Source organism: Rhizobium subbaraonis (genome assembly GCF_900220975.1).
GTDB classification, from domain to species: Bacteria; Pseudomonadota; Alphaproteobacteria; order Rhizobiales; family Rhizobiaceae; genus Mycoplana; species Mycoplana subbaraonis.
Genome location: NZ_OBQD01000001.1, coordinates 388,105 through 407,949 on the forward strand (window position 1 = coordinate 388,105; position 19,845 = coordinate 407,949).

18 protein-coding genes are annotated in these 19,845 nt (G+C 65.2%); 8 read left to right on the forward strand and 10 right to left on the reverse strand.

Going from position 1 to position 19,845, the window contains the following annotated elements; all coding sequences use genetic code 11:
• Positions 1-123 precede the first annotated feature (123 nt).
• From CRO48_RS01790 to CRO48_RS01805, 3 genes are all read right to left on the reverse strand, one after another.
• Complete coding sequence (locus CRO48_RS01790) at positions 124-1,635, reverse strand: protein adenylyltransferase SelO (RefSeq protein WP_097135830.1); 1,512 nt, start codon at positions 1,633-1,635, stop codon at positions 124-126.
• 763 nt (positions 1,636-2,398) lie between these two features.
• Complete coding sequence (locus CRO48_RS01800; protein ID WP_097135832.1) at positions 2,399-2,629, reverse strand: hypothetical protein; 231 nt, start codon at positions 2,627-2,629, stop codon at positions 2,399-2,401.
• Between the two features lie 26 nt (positions 2,630-2,655).
• Complete coding sequence (locus CRO48_RS01805; RefSeq protein WP_097135833.1) at positions 2,656-3,612, reverse strand: homocysteine S-methyltransferase family protein; 957 nt, start codon at positions 3,610-3,612, stop codon at positions 2,656-2,658.
• Between the two features lie 333 nt (positions 3,613-3,945).
• Here CRO48_RS01805 and CRO48_RS01810 point away from each other — a divergent pair, with 333 nt between their 5' ends.
• Complete coding sequence (locus tag CRO48_RS01810) at positions 3,946-4,593, forward strand: TetR/AcrR family transcriptional regulator (protein WP_097135835.1); 648 nt, start codon at positions 3,946-3,948, stop codon at positions 4,591-4,593.
• Positions 4,594-4,630: 37 nt separating this feature from the next.
• On the opposite strand, the gene CRO48_RS01815 is transcribed toward CRO48_RS01810, so the two are convergent.
• Positions 4,631-5,824 carry a GNAT family N-acetyltransferase gene (locus CRO48_RS01815; RefSeq protein WP_097135837.1) on the reverse strand — a complete coding sequence of 398 codons (1,194 nt, stop codon included), beginning with the start codon at positions 5,822-5,824 and terminating at the stop codon, positions 4,631-4,633.
• A gap of 194 nt (positions 5,825-6,018) precedes the next feature.
• Positions 6,019-6,609, reverse strand: a complete 591-nt coding sequence (gene betI / locus CRO48_RS01820) for a choline-binding transcriptional repressor BetI (protein ID WP_097135839.1) — start codon at positions 6,607-6,609, stop codon at positions 6,019-6,021.
• A 116-nt stretch (positions 6,610-6,725) separates the two neighbouring features.
• Here betI and choX point away from each other — a divergent pair, with 116 nt between their 5' ends.
• Entirely contained in the window at positions 6,726-7,658 is a 933-nt protein-coding gene (gene choX, locus CRO48_RS01825; RefSeq protein ID WP_097135841.1) for a choline ABC transporter substrate-binding protein, read from the forward strand.
• The gene (locus tag CRO48_RS01830; protein ID WP_097135843.1) at positions 7,655-8,491 is read left to right on the forward strand and encodes an alpha/beta fold hydrolase; all 837 of its coding nucleotides are present in this window, start codon (positions 7,655-7,657) and stop codon (positions 8,489-8,491) included. Before choX ends, CRO48_RS01830 begins: the two co-directional genes overlap by 4 nt.
• A gap of 182 nt (positions 8,492-8,673) precedes the next feature.
• Here the strand turns inward: CRO48_RS01830 and CRO48_RS01835 are convergent, their stop codons facing one another.
• The 3 genes from CRO48_RS01835 to CRO48_RS01845 all read right to left on the reverse strand — a co-directional run bounded on the left by CRO48_RS01835 (position 8,674) and on the right by CRO48_RS01845 (position 12,393).
• Entirely contained in the window at positions 8,674-10,767 is a 2,094-nt protein-coding gene (locus CRO48_RS01835) for a S9 family peptidase (RefSeq protein ID WP_097135845.1), read from the reverse strand.
• 445 nt (positions 10,768-11,212) lie between these two features.
• Positions 11,213-11,797 carry a YceI family protein gene (locus tag CRO48_RS01840; protein WP_097135847.1) on the reverse strand — a complete coding sequence of 195 codons (585 nt, stop codon included), beginning with the start codon at positions 11,795-11,797 and terminating at the stop codon, positions 11,213-11,215.
• Positions 11,794-12,393 (reverse strand): cytochrome b, encoded by a 600-nt coding sequence (locus CRO48_RS01845; protein WP_097135849.1) that lies wholly within the window; start codon positions 12,391-12,393, stop codon positions 11,794-11,796. Before CRO48_RS01845 ends, CRO48_RS01840 begins: the two co-directional genes overlap by 4 nt.
• A 506-nt stretch (positions 12,394-12,899) precedes the next feature.
• Here CRO48_RS01845 and CRO48_RS01850 point away from each other — a divergent pair.
• Positions 12,900-13,631, forward strand: coding sequence for a polysaccharide deacetylase family protein (locus tag CRO48_RS01850; RefSeq protein WP_097135852.1), 732 nt, complete (start codon positions 12,900-12,902; stop codon positions 13,629-13,631).
• Positions 13,632-13,925: 294 nt separating this feature from the next.
• Positions 13,926-15,968: a C1 family peptidase gene (locus tag CRO48_RS01855; protein ID WP_176526620.1), complete on the forward strand. Its 2,043-nt coding sequence runs from the start codon at positions 13,926-13,928 to the stop codon at positions 15,966-15,968.
• 24 nt (positions 15,969-15,992) lie between these two features.
• On the opposite strand, the gene CRO48_RS01860 is transcribed toward CRO48_RS01855, so the two are convergent.
• Positions 15,993-17,144, reverse strand: a complete 1,152-nt coding sequence (locus CRO48_RS01860) for an AI-2E family transporter (RefSeq protein ID WP_097135855.1) — start codon at positions 17,142-17,144, stop codon at positions 15,993-15,995.
• 199 nt (positions 17,145-17,343) lie between these two features.
• Here CRO48_RS01860 and CRO48_RS01865 point away from each other — a divergent pair, with 199 nt between their 5' ends.
• Positions 17,344-17,730, forward strand: coding sequence for a DUF930 domain-containing protein (locus CRO48_RS01865; RefSeq protein WP_407071883.1), 387 nt, complete (start codon positions 17,344-17,346; stop codon positions 17,728-17,730).
• 57 nt (positions 17,731-17,787) lie between these two features.
• Here the strand turns inward: CRO48_RS01865 and CRO48_RS01870 are convergent, their stop codons facing one another.
• The gene (locus tag CRO48_RS01870; RefSeq protein WP_097135858.1) at positions 17,788-18,666 is read right to left on the reverse strand and encodes a VOC family protein; all 879 of its coding nucleotides are present in this window, start codon (positions 18,664-18,666) and stop codon (positions 17,788-17,790) included.
• Between the two features lie 284 nt (positions 18,667-18,950).
• Between CRO48_RS01870 and CRO48_RS01875 the strand changes: the two genes are divergently transcribed.
• Both CRO48_RS01875 and CRO48_RS01880 read left to right on the forward strand, forming a co-directional pair.
• On the forward strand, positions 18,951-19,361 hold the full coding sequence (locus CRO48_RS01875; RefSeq protein WP_097136069.1) for a universal stress protein: 411 nt from the start codon (positions 18,951-18,953) through the stop codon (positions 19,359-19,361).
• A 163-nt stretch (positions 19,362-19,524) separates the two neighbouring features.
• Positions 19,525-19,845 carry a TraR/DksA family transcriptional regulator gene (locus CRO48_RS01880; RefSeq protein WP_097135860.1) on the forward strand — a complete coding sequence of 107 codons (321 nt, stop codon included), beginning with the start codon at positions 19,525-19,527 and terminating at the stop codon, positions 19,843-19,845.

Consider the following 19,845-nt stretch of genomic DNA (forward strand, 5'->3'; position numbering starts at 1 on the left):
GTTGATGTCCGCCTGCGGCGACGCGGCGGAGCAACGAGACCGTCGTTCCAGAGGAGCGTTCCCGGCGGTTGCTCCTGGCGCCACGCGGTTCAGACCCCGTCGCGCGCAACTGCGCCCGCCCACTCACGTCCCGCAAAAGGTCTGCAGCACCTCTTCGCCCGGCATAGGCGGCCGGGCGTAGGCCGAAAAGGCCGGCTGGTCGTCATAGGGGCGCGAAAGCAGGTCGTTCAGCGCCGCAAACAGGGAAAAATCCTGTTCCTCGACCGCGGCCACGATCGCTTCCTCGATCCGGTGGTTGCGCGGGATGAAGGCAGGGTTGACCGCGCGCATCGCAGCCACCCGCTCTGCGGGAAGACGGGGATCGCGGTCGAGCCTTTCGCGCCAGCGGGAAAGCCAGGGGCCTGCGGCCTGCCGGTCGGCCAGCAGATCGGCGAAGGCGGTATCGGCGGCGCTATCTTCCGCCGCATCCGAAAGGCGGCGGAAGGAGAGGGTAAGGTCCGCCTTCTGCTCCAGCATCAGGGCGAGGAAGGCGCGGATTAGGTCCGTGTCCCCGTCCTCCACCGCGTCGCCGAGGCCGAGCTTGGCCCGGATCGTCTCGCTCCAGGCCGCCTGGAAATGCTCCATGAAGCGGGAAACGGCATCGTTTGCGAGATCGACGGCATCGCCTGGCGTCTCGTGCAGCAGCGGCAGCAGCGTTTCGGCGAGCCTTGCGATGTTCCACTGGCCGATCATCGGCTGGTTGCCATAGGCGTAGCGCCCGGCCTTGTCGATCGAGGAGAAGACGGTGCGCGGATCGTAGCTGTCCATGAAGGCGCAGGGGCCGAAATCGATCGTCTCGCCGGAGACCGCCATGTTGTCGGTGTTCATCACGCCGTGGATGAAGCCGACGCCGAGCCAGCGGGCGATCAACTGTGCCTGCCGCCGCGCCACCGCCTCGAGGAGCTTCAGGTACCGCTCGTCCTGTCCGTTCAGTTCGGGGTAGTGGCGGTCGATCACGTGGTCGGCGAGAATGCGGATGCTGTCGGTGTCGCCGCGCGCCGCGAAGAACTGGAACGTGCCCACGCGGATGTGGCTTGAAGCGATGCGCGTCACGATCGCGCCGGGCAGCATCGTTTCGCGGTAGACGGGCTGGCCGGTGGTGACGGCGGCAAGCGCGCGTGTCGTCGGGATGCCGAGCGCATGCATGGCCTCGCTGACGATGTATTCGCGCAGCACCGGACCAAGGGCTGCGCGCCCGTCGCCGCGCCGGGAGAACGGCGTCGGGCCGGACCCCTTCAGCTGGATGTCGCGCCGCGCGCCGTCAGGGCGGATCACTTCGCCGAGAAGGATCGCCCGCCCGTCGCCGAGCTGCGGCACGAACTGGCCGAACTGGTGGCCGGCGTAGGCCTGGGCAATCGGCTCGGAGCCGGCAAGGATGCGGTTGCCGGAAAAGATCGCCGCGGCGTCCGCCTCCAGCGCATCGGCGTCGAGCCCCATCTCTTCAGCGAGTGCCCGGTTGAACGCGATCAGCCGGGGTGCGGCTACCGGCGTCGGCTCGACGCGGGCGAAGAAATTCTGCGGCAGGCGCGCATAGCTGTTGTCGAATTCGATCGGCTTGGCTTTGCTCTCCGAGATTCGGGTGGCCGCGTCGGTCATGGTTGGGCTCGCATTCCTTGATGGCTCGGCTCTGAGCGCCCGGGCCCTGGTGTTAGGGATTTATCGTCACCTTATTAGATAGGAACGCGGTAAGCGAGCGGAAGTGCCGCTGGAAGCGGCGGATGAAGCGCGGCGCTGGACTTCCCGAACTTCAGCTATTGCTGGCGCGGCCGCGCCAGTTGCTGTCGAAGCAGTCGGGCTTCCTTGCTGTCGGCATCGAACAGAAACGCCCTTGAGCAGGGCGCTTGCAACACGGTCAGGGTGGCAGGCTCGGGGTGCGGCACAAGCGTTGCCGAGGGTCCGCGCAGCGGAGGAATGAAAGAATTCGGGTCTCGCAGGGCAACAAGAAATGGACCGGAAGGGACGCCCTTCGGCTCGCTTGGCGACCAGCGATTTGAAACGTTTGCGCGCAATGGGATCGAGCACGATGTGATAGCCCGAAACACTCCCAACCACCACGACATCGGCGTACTGGACATCGTCCAGATCCAACCGCGCGATCATTGTGCAGGCGCCCGCCATCCCACCGATGCTCGAAAGGAGGAGGGCAATCCCGAAAACGAAGCAAAGACGCCGCACAGAAACTCCTTGGAGCGATCGACTTATGTCAACCTAGGATTTCAATCGCGGCGGAGCAATGGCGATGACTGTGCATTGCTCAGTTGCAGGTGTCTGGGGGCGGCCCACCCGGTGCTTTCTGATATCTGCCCGACGCCCCGCAGGAAAACGGCCCACCTTTCGGCGGGCCGCTGGCTAATTCGGGCTAGCGCCCGTAGGTGCGGTTGCGACGAAATCCGGTCGGGTTGCGGAAGTCCGCGCGCCTTGCGATATGGCCGTCCAGCCCTTCCAGGCCGGCAAGGTCGATCGGGCCGCAGCCCCAGTCGTAGTTGGGCCGTCCGAGCCAGCCGGAAAACAGCCGCCCGAACATGCCGGTACTCTCTGCCTTTGAATGGCCGGCACTATGGCCCCTGCTGTGATGCTCCTTCGTCGTCATGACGATGTCTCCTCAAAATGTCTCTCCTAGGCGCTCATCGCCGGCCGCGGCATGCAGGCCTGGCAGATGGCGCCGATGTGGCGATGGTCGGTGCCGCAGCAGCCGCCGAGAACGCGCAGCTGCGGCATCCGGCGGACGAATTCGCCGTAACGCCTGCCGAAGTCGTCGGGGTCGCCCGCGTCCAGCGTCTCGCTCTCGTCGAGTTCCTGGTGGCTCAACGCCGACGCATTGGCACGGATGCCGCCGATGCGCCGGACCCAGGCGCTGCCGTGATCGAGCGCGTCCTCGAAATGGCTCGGATGCGCGCAGTTGATCATGTAGAACAGCGGATAGCTGCCGGTGGCTGCGTCAACGGCCTCGATCGCCTCCTGCATCGTCCTGCCGGTGATGATCCTGCCGTCCGTCTCGACGGTGAAGGCGATCACGCAGGGGATTGCGGCCTTCCGGGCCGCCCTTGCCACGCCGATCGCCTCGTCGATGTTGGTGAGCGTCACCGCGCTGATCATGTCGGCGTCGGTGGCGGCGAAGGTCTCGATCTGCGCCCGGTGATAGGCTTCGGCTTCGTCGGCGTTCATGGTGCCGGCCTTGTAGCCGTCGCCGCGCGGGCCGATGGCGCCGTTCAGCACGATCGGCTGGCCGGGCCGCTCGTACTGGGCGCGAAGCTGGGCGAGCAGGCCGACCGCTTCCTCGTTGACCGCCTTGAGCGCTTCAGCGTCGTAGCCGAGCTTTTCGGCCCAGTCGGGGTTGGCGCGCCAGGTCGGCGTGTCGAGCACGAATCCGGTTCCGGCGCTGCGGGCCAGGTCGAGATAGCGGACGTAGTAATCCTTGAGCTTGCGCCGCCCCTCGGGGCTGGCCATCAGCACGAACGAGGCGAAATGCGGAAGTTCCACACCTTCATGGAAAATCAGCGTCGTCTCCATGCCGCCATCGGTCAGAAACCGATCGCCCTTCGTAAGCGGCAGGCCATGTCTGTACTTTGCCATAACTGTCTGTCTCCACTCGTTTCAATTCCGTTTCGGAAAGTCTGGAGCGGGCGCGGTCCGGGGAACGCGCCGACGAGAGCCAAGTCATGATGCAGTGTTTTTGTTTCCCTCTATGCGCTTTCGTATCGAGGGTATTCCCACATTTTCCGAAACGCGTGTGGATTTTTGCCTGTTTTTCGCCCGTAAAACTAGACCACTAGTGGTCAAGCGCCCACAGTTGGCTTTTATATTAGATAATTATCAATTGCTTGGCGCCGCCTTTCACGCCAATGTTAACGTCACTGCTGGGGCGTGAAGCGGAAAAAACTGTACCAACTGTACAGGAGGCGAGCGATGCGCAAGGGCGAGGAGACGCGCGCAAGGATACTGGAAGTGGCGGAAGCCGCCGTGCTCGCCAAGGGCTTCGGCGCGACCTCGATCGAGGAACTGATCACCGAGACCGGTATTACTAAGAGCGGTTTCTTTTATCATTTCCGCGATAAGAGCGAGCTGGCCCGGGCCTTGCTCGAGCGCTACATCGAAAACGACAATCGCCTCTACGACGAGATCTTCGGCCGGGCGCACGAACTGGCCGACGATCCGCTGCAGGCGTTCCTGCTCGGGCTGAAGCTCCTCTCCGAGCTGCTGGCCGATCTGCCGGGCGGACATCCTGGCTGCCTCGTCGCCGTCATGTGCGTGCACGAACGCGCTTTCGATCGCGAGGTGCAGGAGATCAACCGCCAGGCGGCCTTGAACTGGCGCCGTCGCTTCAAGGCGATGTTCGAGGAAATCATGGCGGTCTACGAACCGCGCGAGCCGATCGACCCCGAACGGCTCGCCGATACGGTCTCGACCATGCTCGAGGGTGGCATCATCATGTCGAAGGCGCTGAAGGACCCGAAAAGCCTTCCCGACCAACTCCTCGTCCTGCGCTCCTTCGTCAGGATGCTGTTTCGCAGCGGCGCCGAGCGGCGTTCGGCGGCGAACGCAGGTCTGCTCTAGCCGCGGGAGATCCCTGTGGCGGAAGAGCTGTCTCCGATTACGCCAGCAGAACGATGCACCCGATCCCCTGGGTCAGCGTCGTGAGCCGGCGGAGGCGGTAGGCCAGTGCCTCCAGCCCGCGCTTCAGGGCAGGGCGGGCCGTCGCCACCCAGCCGCGCGCATAAAAGCGCCCGCGCCAGCTGGGCGTGATCGTGTAGGTGGAAAGGCCGACGGTCCTGTTGCTCCAGCTTTCCTTGTAGCCCGCCGGATTGGCGAGCAGGTCGTAGGTTTCGATGCCGTTGTCGATCAGCCAGCAGACGGTCATCTCCATCTGCACCTTGCCGGGCGAGGCTTCGCACAGATCCCAGTCGAACGCGCCCATGTAGCAATAGTAGTGGCCGCCATGAAGGAAGCCCAATTCGACGGCTGCTATCCTCTCCCCGGTCTTGAGGACGGACAGGCAGGCGCCCGACAGGCTGTCGCGGTCGCCTTCCAGGCCGGTGAGGAAATCGCCAAAGCCGGGCTGCGACAGGCCGAGCCCCAGCCGCCCGGTCTCCGTCAGCCAGCGCCGTTTCATTTGCAGCGCCTGGTACAGGGTCGGAGCGAACGCCGGCTCGTCCGGCCACAACACCGAGAACTGCAGCGCGCCGTGGCGGGCGAGGTGGTTTCGCCGACGGTTGCGGTTGCGCCGCTGCAGCTTGCCGAGCCCTGCGACATAGGCATCGGCGGAGACAAAGCCCGTCAGGTCGAGCAGCGAGGCGGCGTTGCGTATGGTGACCCCCGAATTTGCCCGCGCCATCATGGTCGCAAGCGCAGACCCGTCCGGCACGCCTTCGAAGAGCGCGACGTCAAAGTCTCCGGCGTCGAAAAGCGCGGCCAGCAGCTTGTCTGCGATCGGCTCTGCCAGGTCGGCGAAGTCCGGATCGATGATGATGTTGCTGTACTGCGTATGCGTGCCGCCCAGCGCCTCCATCCTGAACAGCGCGCCGCGCACGCCACTCTGCATCAGCGGCCAGAGGGCGACCAGCCGGCCGCCGCACCAGACCGTCGCAACGAAAGGCCGCGGGCCGCCGGCAGCGCCGGTAAAGTGTGCGGCCCAGTTATGGCACCACATGTAGCTCTGGAAGAAGGACAGCCCGCCCTCGCAGCGCTGCTCCAGCGCCCGCCAGTCATCCGCGATCGCCTCCATCGCCGCGCGGTCCGTCAGCACGCTGACGTTCAGCGCGCCACAGACCGGCCCCGTCTGGTCCATCCTCTCCACGTAAACTCCCGGCGCGCCCTCGTTTCCCGCGCAATCCTAGGATGCGCTCCTGAACAAAAACTTGCCGGCGATGTCACGATTGCGTGTTCGGGAGGGGCAGGCCCGAAACGACCTGCGGAAGCTTCGGGCGTCTCTGCCGAGGGGGCGGCGTCATGGTGGTCGCAAAACGCGCACCGGGCGCCCTGTCACCTGTCCCGCGGCAGCCGGCGATCGATGAAATCGTGGATCAGTTCAAGCGCTTCCGTGCGCGACAGGCCGCCGGACTGCAGTCCGAGGCGAAGCCAGAGGCCGTCGATCAGGGAACTCACCTGAAGCGCCATGCACCGGCCTTCCTGCGCGCCCAGCATGGGCACCAGCGCGGAGAGGAGATTGGAATGCATGCGCGAATGGATCACGGCCTGGATGCGGGCAAGCTGCGGTTCGCGCGGCACCTCGGCGCAGAGCGAAAGCCAGGCATGGGCGATCGACGGCTGGAAGAAGCGCTCCTCGAAATTGCCTTCGATGACGGCGACAAGGCGCTCGCGCGGCGTCTTCGCCCGCCGCAGCCGCTCGGCGACCGCGTCGCGGAGGCTGGCGTTAGCCTCGCGCATGGCCTGCTCGAAGAGTTCCTGCTTGTTGCGGAAATAGTGCAGCACGATGCCCTTGGAGGCGCCGGCATGGGTTGCGACCTTCTCCAGCGTAGCGCCCGCCATGCCCTCGCGCTGCAGGACTTCGAAAGCTGCCTGCCGCAGTTCCTTGCGCCGAATGTCCACTAGCTTCGTCAGCCGTCCCGCCATGAATCGTCTCCTGCTCGCAGCGGAGATTGACAGGATTTACCGCAAGTTCAATAATTGTCCCGTCGGTCAATTAAATGACCAGATGGATAAAATCTCGCCGAGAGAGGGGAACGTCGATGAAATATGCCTTCGTGCCATTGGCGGCAGGCCTGATCACCTTTGCCACTTCCGCAACCGCCGCCGATCCGGAAAGCTGCCGTACCGTCCGTCTCGCCGAGCCGGGCTGGAACGACCTCGCCTTCACAACGGGCGTCGCCCAGACCATTCTGACGGCACTCGGCTATGAGCCGCAGACGAACCTCCTCGGTATCGACGTCATCTATCTGAGCCTCAAGAACCGGGACCTCGACGTTTTCCTCGGTTACTGGGATCCGGCGATGCAGACCTACTTTGCCCCCTACAAGGCCGATGGCAGCGTCGAGACGGTGGTCACGAATCTGACCGGGGCCAAATATACCTTCGGTGTGCCCGCCTATGTCTGGGAAGCCGGTGTGAAGGACTTTGCCGACCTGAAGGACCATGCGGAAAAGTTCGGGAAGAAAATGTACGGCATTGAGCCCGGCTCGAACCAGCTGATGCTGGATACGGTCGCCGATCCCGATCTTGGACTTGGCGGTTGGGAAGTGGTCGAATCCAGCGAGCAGGGCATGCTGGCCGAGGTCGCCCGCCATATCGATCTGAAGGAATTCATCGTGTTCCAGGCCTGGGCGCCTCATCCGATGAACACCGTCTACGATATCCGCTATCTGACAGGGGGCGACAAGTTCTTCGGCCCGGACTTCGGGGCGGCCACGGTCTCCACGCAGGTGCGCAAGGGCTATCTGGAGGAATGCCCCAATGTCGGGCAACTGCTGAAGAACCTGACGTTCGACATCGATTTCGAAAATCGCGGCATGGGCTACCTGATGAACGAGAGCCTTTCGCCGACCGACGCCGGCCGCAAGGCGCTCGTCACGGAGCCGCAACGTCTCGATGCGTGGCTTGCCGGCGTCACGACCATCGATGGTGCGCCGGGGATCGATGCCGTGAAAAAGGCGCTCGGCTTGTGACCTCAGCAGATCAGGAAGGCTGGAATGCGCGCAAGCAGTTCCTTCACCGCCCTGACGGCCGCAAGATCGCCTTTGTCGACAACGCCGTGGATGCGCCAGCACTGCTGCTCGTCCACGGTTATACCGACAGCAGCCGCAGCTGGTCGCTGATCGAGCCGCTTCTGCCGGGGCTGCGGCTCGTCATGCCGGATCTGCCCGGGCACGGGCAGTCGCCGCCATCCACGCCGCCGTCGCTGCAAGGCTTTGCCGACGATCTGGCCGCGCTGATGGCTTCGCTCGGCATCGGCCGCTATGCCGTCGCGGGCCACTCCATGGGTGCGATGACGGCGATTGCGCTCGCTGGCCGGGACACCTGCGCGGTGGAGGCGGTGGTAAGCCTGTCGGGCAGCCTGCGGCCCGATCTGGCAGACGGAGGCGCGCTTGCCCGGGCAATCGGCGGCTTGCGCGATCCGATCGATGCGGCAACCGACCTGCCGCGTGACTGGCACCATTGCTCAAGGCCGGTCGATGCCGACTTTCTCCGCCACATCGCGCGGGAGGCGGCGGCGATGCCGGCCGAGGTCTGGCGCTCGCTGTTCGCGATGCTGCAGAGCACCGACCTGTCTGCCGCATCGCAGGCGGTGCGGGCACCTGTCCTGCTTTTGGGCGGCACAGACGATGCGCTGTTCGACGACGCACATCGCGCCGCTCTCGCCGCAGCCTTCCCGGCTGCGGACAGCCATGTGCTCGACGGTCGCGGGCACAATCCGCATTGGGAATCGCCCGCCGCCATAGCCGGGCTGATGCTGCGATTTTTGGTCGCTGGCGGCTGTGTCCCGCCAAACGCCGGCTGACGTAGAGGACACGACCGTTCTAGCCCCTCATCCCCCCTGCCGGGCACCTTCTCCCCGCAGGCGGGGAGAGGCAGCAAGCGGTAGACGCCTTCCTTCTCTCTCTCTCTCCCTCTCCCCGCTTGCGGAGAGAGGGGCGGGGTGAGGAGCCGATGTATAACTGTCGTGTGCCGTGTGGCCGCAGCCTACATCTTCCCCGCAACCTTGATCGCAAACGCATATTCGAAGGCGATCTCCTCCAGCCGCTGGAAGCGGCCGGACGCGCCGCCGTGGCCGGCGCCCATGTTGGTGCGGAGCAGGATCGGTGCACTGCCCGTCGTCTTCTCGCGCAGCTTCGCCACCCACTTGGTCGGCTCCCAGTAGGTCACGCGCGGGTCCGTCAGGCCGGACAGCGCCAGGATCGGCGGATAGGCTTGTGCCCCGACATTGTCATAGGGCGAGTAGGAGGCGAGCAGCCGGTAGAAGTCGGCACTCTCGATCGGGTTGCCCCATTCGTTCCATTCCGGCGGCGTCAGCGGCAGGGTGTCGTCGAGCATGGTGTTGAGCACGTCGACGAAGGGGACGGCGGCGATGATGCCGCCGAACTTCTCCGGTGCCATGTTGGCGACAGCCCCCATCAGCATGCCGCCGGCCGAGCCGCCTTCTGCGACGATGTTTGCGTAGGAGGTGAACTTCTCCTGATTCAGATAGTCCGCCGCCGCGATGAAGTCCTTGAAGGTATTGGTCTTCTTCTCCATCTTGCCGTTCTCGTACCAGGCGTAGCCCTTCTCCTTGCCGCCGCGGATATGGGCGATGGCATAGACGAAGCCGCGGTCGGCCAAAGACAGGCAGTTGGTGTTGAAGCCGGCGGGGATGGAGATGCCGTAGGCGCCGTAGCCGTAGAGCAGGCATGGGGCCGAACCGTCGAGCGGCGTATCCTTGCGGTAGAGCAGGGTGACGGGTACGCGCTCACCGTCATGGGCCGGCGCGAAGACGCGGCGGGTGACGTAGTCGTCGATATTGTGGCCCGAGGGCACCTCCTGCGTCTTGAGCAGGGTGCGTGCGCGCGTCGCCATGTCGTAGTCGTAGAGCTGCGAGGGCGTCGTCATCGACGAGTAGGAGAAGCGGATGACGTCGGTGTCGTACTCCGCTGCCCCCGAAAGGCCGAGCGAATAGGCTTCCTCGGCGAAGGCGATCTCGTGCTGCTCGCCGCTCTTGCGGTCGCGCACAATGATGCGCGGCAGGCCCTCGTGCCGCTCCAACCAGACGAGGTGGCGGGCAAAGGCGAGGTGGCTGAGGATCAGCGTGCCCGGCCGGTGCGGCACCACGTCCTTCCAGTTCTCGCGGCCGGGTGCATTGACCGGCGCTTCCATGATCTTGAAGTCCTTGGCGCCGTCGGCATTGGTCAGGATGTAGAAGACGTCGCCGCCTTCCGTCATCGAGTATTCAAGCCCCGTCTGCCGCGGCGCGACGATCGCCGGTTCGGCCAGGAGATCCTTGGTCGAAAGCAGCCGGTATTCGCTGGTCTCGTGGTCGTGGATGTCGATGTAGATGAAATCGTCCAGAAGCGAGCCGCCGACCGACATGAAGAAGCCGGGATCCTTCTCCTCGTAGACGAGGCGGTCCTGCGACTGCGGCTCGCCGAGGATGTGGTGGAAGATCTTCGACGGGCGATGGTTCTCGTCCTGCAGCGTGTAGAAGAAGCTCTTGCCGTCCGGCGCCCACACCCCGCCGCCGCCTGTGTTTTCGAGCACGTCGCCGCGATCCTCGAGGGTTTCGAGGTCGCGCACCTTCAGCGTGAAGTACTCCGAGCCCTTGTCATCATAGCCCCAGATGCCGAGCGAATGGTCGCTGCAATGGTCGAGCCCGGAGAGGCGGAAATAGCCCTTGCCCTCGGCCTCCTTGTCGCCGTCGAGGAGCAATGCCTGTTCACCGCCGTCGCGGGGCTGGCGGAAATAGCGCGGCTGCTCGCCGCCGGTGACGAAGGAGGTGCCGTAGGCATACGGCCCGTCCTTGACCGGCACGGAGGTGTCGTCCTCCTTGATGCGCCCGCGCATCTCGGCAAACAGGGTCTTCTGCAAGGCCTTCGTGTCCTCCATCGCCGCTTCCATGTAGGCGTTCTCCGCCTCCAGATGGGTGCGGATCTCCGGATCGAGGATGGAGGTGTCCTTGAACATCGCCTGCCAGTTGTCGGCGCGGAACCAGGCGTAGTCGTCGGTGCGGGTGATGCCGTGGCGCGTGTCCTGCACCGGCTTCTTCGTGGCGATCGGGGCGGTGGGCAGGTTCTTGAAGGCGGACAAGGCGATACTCCGATGGGGGCCGGTGCGGCGGGAACGAAAGAGATAGAGAGAGCGGCCGCGCGCATCAAGACGCTTTGGTTCGGGGCAAGACCGATGATGGTGCTTTCGACGCCGATGCCGGCGTTGCCGGCGCCTGCCGAAACGCCGACTGGAGCGGGTCTTTTGCCGCAGCCGCGCTAAGATCCCCTCCGTCACCCCGGACTTGATCCGGGGTCCAGCGGCATCGCGTCGCGGTGCGAAAAATGCTTTTCTCGCGCAAGGACTTGCGCGGCTGGATACCGGCTCGGGGCCGGTATGACGGGGGAGGGTGGGACGTGCGGCGTGGACCGTGAGGGGCGTGGGACGTGGAGGAACGGCCGCGGCGTTCGCGCGTCCACGATGCCTCCCTCGCAGCGCCCACCCTGGCGGCGCCACTCTTGCGCCACCGCCCTCGCACCACCCGCCCTCACTGCCGCACGCCGCGTATGTCCATGTCGAACTTGACGACGTTCAGGTAGATCGGCGTGCCGACGTCCATCCGGTAGCGCGAGCGATAGACGTTGCCGGTCACGTTGAAGGCGATGTCGTTGCGGTTGAAGCCCTGCAGCCGGACGGAAAACTGTTCGCGATGGGTGATGCCGCGGGCGGTCAGCATGCCGTCGACCACCGCCGTGTCGTCGCCCGTCTGGCGCACCGCCGTCGAACGGAAGGTCACCGTCGGATAGGCATCGGCATCGAAGACCGCGCTGGACCGCAGAAAGTCCTCCATGCGGCGCTCCTGCGTCGAGACGCTCTGCGGGTAGAGCGTGAAGGAGATGGTCGAGGCGTCGATCCTCCTGCCGTCGATGCGAAACCGACCCGAAAATTTCGTGAAGCGGCCATTGATGCCGCCGCCGCCGATCTGGTCCACCGAGAAGCGGATCTGCGAGGTGCCGCTGACCTCATAGGTTCCGGCCGCCTGGGACAGAGCCGGGGCCTTCGAAAATGCGGCCAGGGGCAGCAGGATCTGGCCGAGGGCGAGGCTTGCAACCATGAGGGCGACGTGTCTCATCGCTCGCGTCCTTCGTTTGCGGGAGGGGGTGCTGGCTCGACCGCCCGCCTGCGGAGCATGCGCATGAGGACGCCTTCGCGGCGGACGAGATGATGGAAAAGCGCGGCTGCGGAATGGAGCGCTGCAAGGCCCAGCAGCGTATAGGCCGTTGTGGCGTGTACCCAGGACCAGAAGCCCTCGGCGTCAACACTTCGCGCCATCGGCAGCGGCGGGATCACCACGATATTGAACAGGAAGGTCGGGATGTTCAGCGTCGTTGTCGAAGCGACGGCCCAGCCGGCAAGCGGCACGAGGAGGCAGAGGAGGCCCAGAAGCAGATGCGTTGCCGTGGATGCGCGCCGCTCGATGATGCCGAGGTCCGGATCGGGAGCAACCCGGCCGGCGGCAAGCCACAAGAGCAGACGCAGGCCGGCGAGCGAAAGCGCAAGCAGGCCGAACGACTTGTGCCATTGGTAGAGCGAGAACTGCAGCGCCGGGTCGATGCCGGCGCGTCGCATGGCGAACCCCAGCGCGACGAGCCCCAGCACGAGGGCGGCAATCAGCCAGTGCAGGCAGATCGCAACGATGCCATAGCCGTCGTCCCGCTGTTTGCGCATGCGATCGTCCTCCATGCCGGCGGCCGGCCGCGCAACGGCCGGAACATCCCCACGACCCGGTGCGGCGCGAGCCGGTGTGGTATTCGAGCAAATCCGGAGCGCCACGGGCAGGCCAGGCCGCACCGACCCGCCCGCTGTGTCTTGCCAACGCCCGCGCTGCGTCGTCATCCAGGCTGGGCCGCGAACGGGCGCCTTGCTGCCTGACCCTTCGGGCTGGCCTCCAAGGGACCGGCTCGAGGGACCCGACATCTTGTGGCATGACTGCCGCGCCGCCTGTTCGAATGCCACCTGTCCGAATGCCCTCCGAACGTCTGTGCCGCTTCAGGAGACAACCGGCCGCGGCGGATTATTCCCTCGACCGGGCGTCTCCGTCGGTCCTGCTTGAACACTCTAACCGTTTCTGTCCGATTGCGCCGCAATCCTGCCGGCGTCACGGTCCGGGCGTTTTCGTGGTCCATGGAATGTGGCATATGGCGGCGTCCGCAGCCGCACTTTAAGAGACCGCCATGCATCGTTCTCTCGCTTCCCTTGCCTTCACCCTTGCGCTCGCAGCGCCAGTCGCAGCGGGGCCGCGGCTTGTCGAGCCCGAGTTGACCGTCGCCAGGTCTCACGGCGGGCCGCCGCGGGTGGCGCTGACCTTCGACGCCTGCATGGGCAAGGTGGACCGGCGCATCCTCGACGTGCTGCTGCGCGAAAACATTCCGGCGACGATCTTCGTGACGGCGCGCTGGCTGAAGCACAATCCGCAGGCGACGGCGATCCTCCTTGCCCATCCCGATCAGTTCGAGATCGAGAACCACGGCGCCATGCACGTGCCGCCCGTCGACTATCCCACCGCCGTCTACGGCATCACCGCGGCCGGTTCTCCCGAGGCGGTGGCGCGCGAGGTCGAGGGCGGCGGGGCGGCGATCGTCGCCGCAGGCGCGCCGCCGCCGCACTGGTTCCGCGGTGCCACGGCCAAGTATACCGCATCTTCGATCGCCGCGATCTCGGGCCTCGGCTACCGGATCGCCGGCTACTCGCTGAACGGCGACGACGGCTCGCTGCTGGGTGCGAGAGCTGCCGAGCGCCGCATCGGCGCCGCCCGCGACGGAGACGTCGTCATCGCCCACATCAACCAGCCGACCCATGCGGCAGGCGAGGGCGTGGCGCGCGGCATTCTGGCGCTGAAGGCGCGGGGCGTCCGGTTCGTCCGTCTTTCCGATGCTGACGCCGTTGCGCCGCAGCCGGCGCTTTGATCTACCCGCTTCCGTCTTCCCGGCCTTGAGCCGGGGAACCAGCGCGATCAAGTCTTTGATCGCACGAGATTCCTTTCGCTTGCGGCCGCAAGGCGGCTGGATTCCGGCTCGGGGCCGGAATGACGGAGGCGGGAGGTACCGTACCCTGCAACGCTGGTTTCGTGCCTGTGAGCCGACCTGGCCCGCAAGGTCGATCTCGTTCCGGTTACACAATCTTTGATTGCAAGATTGACTGAATGCACCATTTCGCTAGTGTTGTCTTCCTGAGCGGTTCAAAAGCACATGGAGAGGGACATGGGGCAGTTCGAATTCGCAGGCAGGCTTCTCGATGCGCGGCCGGATCGCGTGGATTTCCGGGACAGGCCCTATCTGCCGCCGCTGCGGCCTCTGCCGCCGGAATATCCCCTGCGCGAAGACATCAACCGCTACTTCGAAGAGTACGCACGGACCTACGTGCTGAACCAGTTCAGCGAGGGCGCCTGCACCGGCTTCGGACTCGCCGCCATGATCAACTTTCTCTACTGGCGGCATTCGACGGCGGGGGAGGCGCTGCCCGCCCGGGTCAGCCCGCGCATGCTCTATGAGCTGGCAAGGCTCTATGACGAGTGGGATGGCGAGGACTACGACGGATCGAGCTGCCGTGGTGCGATGAAGGGCTGGCACAAGCACGGTGTCTGCGACGAGGCGCTCTGGCCCTATGGCAAGCGTTTCATCCCGCCGAAGGACGGCTGGGCGAACGACGCGACCGAGCGGCCGCTCGGCGCCTATTACCGGGTCGATGCGAAGTCGCTGAACGACATGCAGGCGGCGATCCGAGAATGCGGCGCGGTCTATGCCTCCGCGCGCATCCACGCCGGCTGGTTCGATATCGGCCGTGTCGAGACGATCGAGGCCGCCGTCATTGCGCGCCGCACCGGCGAGTTCGTGGGTGGTCACGCGTTTGCGCTGGTCGGATACGACCGCCGCGGCTTCATCGTCCAGAATTCGTGGGGAACGGACTGGGGTTACGGCGGCTTCGCCCGGCTCAGCTATGCCGACTGGGTGGAAGGCGGCTTCGACGCCTGGGTGGCTGCTGCCGGCGCGCCCGTCTTCGTCGACCAATCCGTCGTCGCCTATTCGCCGGTCTCCCTGCAGGACCGGGCTTCGGCAACCGCGCACACGGTTGCCGCCAGCACCGCCGCCCGGCCCCTGTGGGACAACGCCACCTGCTATCAGCATGCGGTCGTGCTCGGCAATGACGGCACGCCGATGCGCCGCCTGCCGGAGTGCCGCGACGGTGCTGCTAACCTCGAATACGTCCTGAAGACGAAAGTCGAGCAAGCCTACAAGCAGGGGACCAAGACGTTGGTGCTTTATCTGCACGGCGGGCTGAACAGCGAGCAGGCGGGGATCGTCCGGGCGTCGGTGCTCGGTCCCGCCTTCGCGCGCAACGGTCTGCACCCGGTGTTCGTCGTCTGGCGCACCGGCTTTGGCGAGACCATCCTCAACATCCTGCAGGACCTGCTGCCTTTGCAGCAGGAGCGCGTGGAGTGGTCGGTCAGGGAGATCGGCAAGTCCATGCTGGACTGGCTGGACGACCAGAAGGACAATTCGCTGGAGCTTGCGGCCCGCGTCGGCGGCGGCAAGGCCGTCTGGACGGAAATGAAGGAGAACGCCGCCTATTCCGCTGAAAGCAAGGGCGGCATGCGACAGGTCGCCTCCATTCTGGGTGGACTTGCGGCCGACTGCCCCGAACTCACCATCCATGTCGTCGCCCACTCCGCCGGCGCAATCCTGTTCGGGCATCTCCTGAAACGGCTCGGCAGGGCGAGCGGCATCAAGATCACCACGACGACCCTTTTCGCGCCCGCGGCCACCGTCGATTTCGCCGTCGACAGCTATGGCCCGGCCTTCAAGGCGGGCGTGATGCCGAAGGCGAGCATGCTGGTACATTTCCTCGACGACCGGATCGAGAAAAACGACACCGTCGGTCCCTATGGCAAATCGCTACTCTATCTCGTCTGCCGCGCCTTCGAACGGGAGCACAAGACCCCGCTGCTCGGTCTTCAACTGGCCTGGAAGGCCTGGTGGGACAAGGCGCTGAAGGAGGACACGTTCCACAAGGATTTCGATCCGAGGAAGAAGGCCTCGCCGCTCGTCAAATGGCAGGCCCTCGTCGACAAGCATGGCGTGGCCTTTGCCAGTCTCGCGGCCGATCAGGTCGATACGGCGCCGGGGCGGAAGATCGACGCCGCGCATGGCAGTTTCGACAACGACGTGGCCGTCATCAACGACACGCTTCGTCGCATCATCGGCAAGGACCCCGCCCATCCGGTGACGGATCTGAGCGGCTTCTGACGGCGCGCCTGGCGCCCGACCGGCTCACCCCGGAAGCGACGGCTGTTGCTTGCGGCCGGGGCGAAGTTCGTCGGCGATCGTCATGCCGATGATCGACAGCGGCAGCGCCAGCATGGCGCCCGCCGCACCCCACATCCAGCTCCAGAAGATGATGGCGGTGAAGATGATGAAGGCGTTGACCTCGAACCGCCGCCCCATCACGGCCGGCAGGACGAAGTTCTCGATCAGCAGGTGCACGCAGAAATAGGCAAGCGCCGGAGACAGCGCCGCGATCATGCCGTCATGGGCGAGAAGCCCGCCGGCGACGAGCGCCAGCGTCATGACCGTGACGCCGACGAACGGCACGAACGAGGTGAGGAAGGCAAACAGCCCCCACATCCAGATCATTCCCAGACCGCCGGCAAAGGCGATCAGGGCGGTAATCAGCCCGAGCCCACCATAGACCAGCGCGGCGGTTGCAAAATAATAGCCGAGCGCGCGGTCGATGGCATTCATCACACGGATCGCCGCCAGCCGCTGGCTTCTCTGCGGGAAGGCCAGGATCAGCATGCGCCGCAGTTTCAGCCGGCCCGAAAGAAAGAGAACGAGAGCTGCAAAGAAGATCAGCACCTGCAGCAGCGCCGGCGTCACGCCGACGGTGACGATGCCGAGCAGACTGCCGCCCTTTTCCAGAAGGCTGTCCAGCGTCACCGATCCGGCGCCGAAACTGCGCGGATCGATGTGCAGCCATTCCAGCTTGTTGAGAAGAGGCGTGACCCGCTCGATCGTCGCATTAACGATGCTGGGCGCCTCCGAGGCGAGTTGCATCAGCGGACCCGACAGGGCGGCGATGGCGAAGAACGCCCCGGTGGCGCAGGCGGTCGCCAGAAGCAGCGCGGTCGGAAGCGGCGGGATGCCGAGAGCGTGCAGCTTCTCGGCCGCGACCGCCAGAATGAGGCCCGTGACGACGGCGAGCGTCAGGGGAATGAGGATGTGGGCCATCATCGAGATCGCGCTCATCGCCATGATGACGAAGATGCCGATCACCGCCCACCGTACAGTCAGATCGAGCCCCTTGTAGCCCCGCGGCGCCCGCTCTTGCGCCAGCGCTGCCTCGAGGCTTGCAGCCTCTGCATCGCTCCTGCGGGCGCTCTCTTGGGCGACCTCCTGCAATGTCCTGGTTACGAGCTTGTGCATCGGCGCGACTTTCCCTCAATTACACGACAACGCGGCACCGCGGTTCCGGTTCCAGCGTGCCCCGCGCGCGGGCTGTGATGTCGGCTTCTGTGCAAAAGTCGGACAATTCCAAGTGTTGACTCTCTCTTGCCCCATTTCCGTCGCAGGAGCGGCGATGCCTAGCATCGGAGTGATTCAGCGTATGAAGATTGCCACCGCACTGTTCGCGTCCGCCTGTGCGATCGCGCCCAATGCCATTGCCATGAACGCGCACGCCATGGACGCGCGAATCCGCAGCCAGCTGGCCAAGCTCGACCCCCAGACCCGGCTCGAGCAGCGCTGCGACATGGAAGCTATGGACCGCATCAAGGCCGCGGGGAAGGGCTACCAGCCGGACAAGGTGATCGCCTATTCGTTCGGCGACCCGAAGACCATTGGGAACAAGCTCAAGACGGAGGGTGCGGTCTTTCGGAGCAAGGGCGAATGGTATCGCCTCGCCTTCAAGTGCGAGACCTCCGACGACCACTTCGACGTGACCGCGTTCAAGTACAGGATCGGCGACATGGTGCCGCGTGACGACTGGGACGCGCACTATCTGTACGACTGATACCGGCGATCTTCGACGCCGCCGGCGCGGAAGGGCAGGCGGGCGATGCCGGCCTGATCAGGCCGACAGTCGCAGCCCGATGCCCCAGGGATCGATCAGCGAAACCGTGTCGCCGCTGCGGGTCGTGGCGATTTCCAGCGCGTCGAGCTGCTCGACCGCCTGTTGCAGCCGGCCGGCGCTGCTGAAGCGGATGGTGTAGTCGGCAAGACCGGTCATCGCTGCGTCCCGCTCGGGCGCGCCGCGCGAGTTCCAGACGTTTGCGCCGATGTGGTGGTGATACTTGCCGGATGCGAAGAAGCTCGCGCCGGGATAGCGCGCCATCAGGTCGAGCCCCAGCACGTCGCGGAAGAAGGCGTCGGCCTGGGGGATGTCGGACACCTGCAGGTGGATGTGGCCCATCGCGGAATCGTCCGGGATGCCGCCCCAGCGTTCGCCCTTCGGTGCCTCGTCGTAAAGCCGTTGCAGGTCGAGGGGCAACGTCGCCATCTCCACCATCCCGTCGGGCTTGTAGTTCCATTCGTCGCGGCCGCGGTCGCGATAGACCTCGATGCCGTTTCCTTCCGGGTCGTCCAGATAGATCGCCTCGCTGACGAGGTGGTCGGAGGCACCGGTCAACTGCACGCCATTATGGGCGGCATGCGCCAGCCAGCGCGAAAGCTCCTTGCGGCTCGGCAGCAGAAAGGCGTTGTGGAAGAGGCCCGGCGCGCGCCTGGATGCGCGCACGGCCTTGCCATCCGTCGTCAGCGTCAGCAGCGGGCGCCCGCCGGCGCCGAGCGTATGGCCGGAAGCGGACCGTTCCAGCACCGCAAGGCCCATCATTTTCTGATACCATTCGGACGTGGCCGGCAGATCGGTGACGAGCAGATGCGCATGCTCCACATGCGCCGGCATGTTGACGGCGTGTGTGGGCGCGTTGAGCGCAATGGCTTCGGTCATGAAAGTCCTCCGTCGAATGATCTGGGGCCGGACAACGCGGCGCATATGATAGGCGTTGCTTCCCGTTGCCGAATATGGAGGCGCCGGATCGTTCGCGAAAGATGATGAAATGGCGATATTTCGTCAACGTGCCGTTGACGATCCGGGTTGCTCGTCGCCGGCTGCCTGCAACCCTGCGTCACTTCGGGGTCGGCGCTGCAGTTTCGGCTTGATCCTCGTCAATGCGGCGCGCAGTCTCGAAAGGCAACTTGCGCAAGGAAGAGGAAGGCGGAAAGGGGCCGGGCATGTACAGGAAGATCATCGTTCCCATAGCAATGGACCAGCTGGAACGCGGGGAGCAGATCCTCAAGCGGGCGAAGAGCCTGCTTGCGGACGGCGGCGAGATCGTTCTGGTCAATGTCATCGAGATCGCGACCAGCTACATCTCCATCGAATTTCCCGCTGCACTCGTCGAGACGGAGATCAAGCAGGCCGAGGAACGGCTGGCCCGCCTGCGCGACAAAATGGGCATTTCCGCCCTCATCGACATCCGCTATGGCGCCGGCGCCGGACAGATCATTGCTGCGGCCGAGGAACACAAGGCCGATCTCATCGTTGTTGCATCTCACCGTCCGGGACTGGCAAACTACCTGCTAGGCTCGACTGCGGACCGGGTCGTGCGTCATTCGCCGACATCCGTGCTCGTCGATCGTTAGGAAAGTTCCTCAAGTCGGAACGCCAGGCTTCGCAGGACAGGCGGAGAGAGACGAGAACAAACAGGCCGAGGGCAGAGCGGAATTTTGCCGCGACGCGCCTCCAGGCCATAGCCGCGCCCGGCCTCGGACTGCGCGGACCCCCTTCGAAAAGGAAAGACAGGCCATGCTTGATACCGCACAATTCAAAGACAGGCTTCTCGGCCGCAAGCACGAGCTCTATCGGCTGCTGCACAGGATCGAGAGCGATCTCGAGGCCACCCCCAATCCGGACGCGGAGGAGCGCGCGACCGAGCGCGAGAACGACGAGGTGCTGGAGGAGATCGGCAACACGGGGCTTGGCGAACTCGCCGCCATTGATGCCGCGCTCAACCGCATCGAGGCCGGCACCTTCGGCATCTGCCCCAAGTGCGGGCAGCCCATCTCGCCGGCGCGCCTGGCCGCCGTTCCCCATGCCGCGCTCTGCGAAGAGTGCATCAAGCGCTGA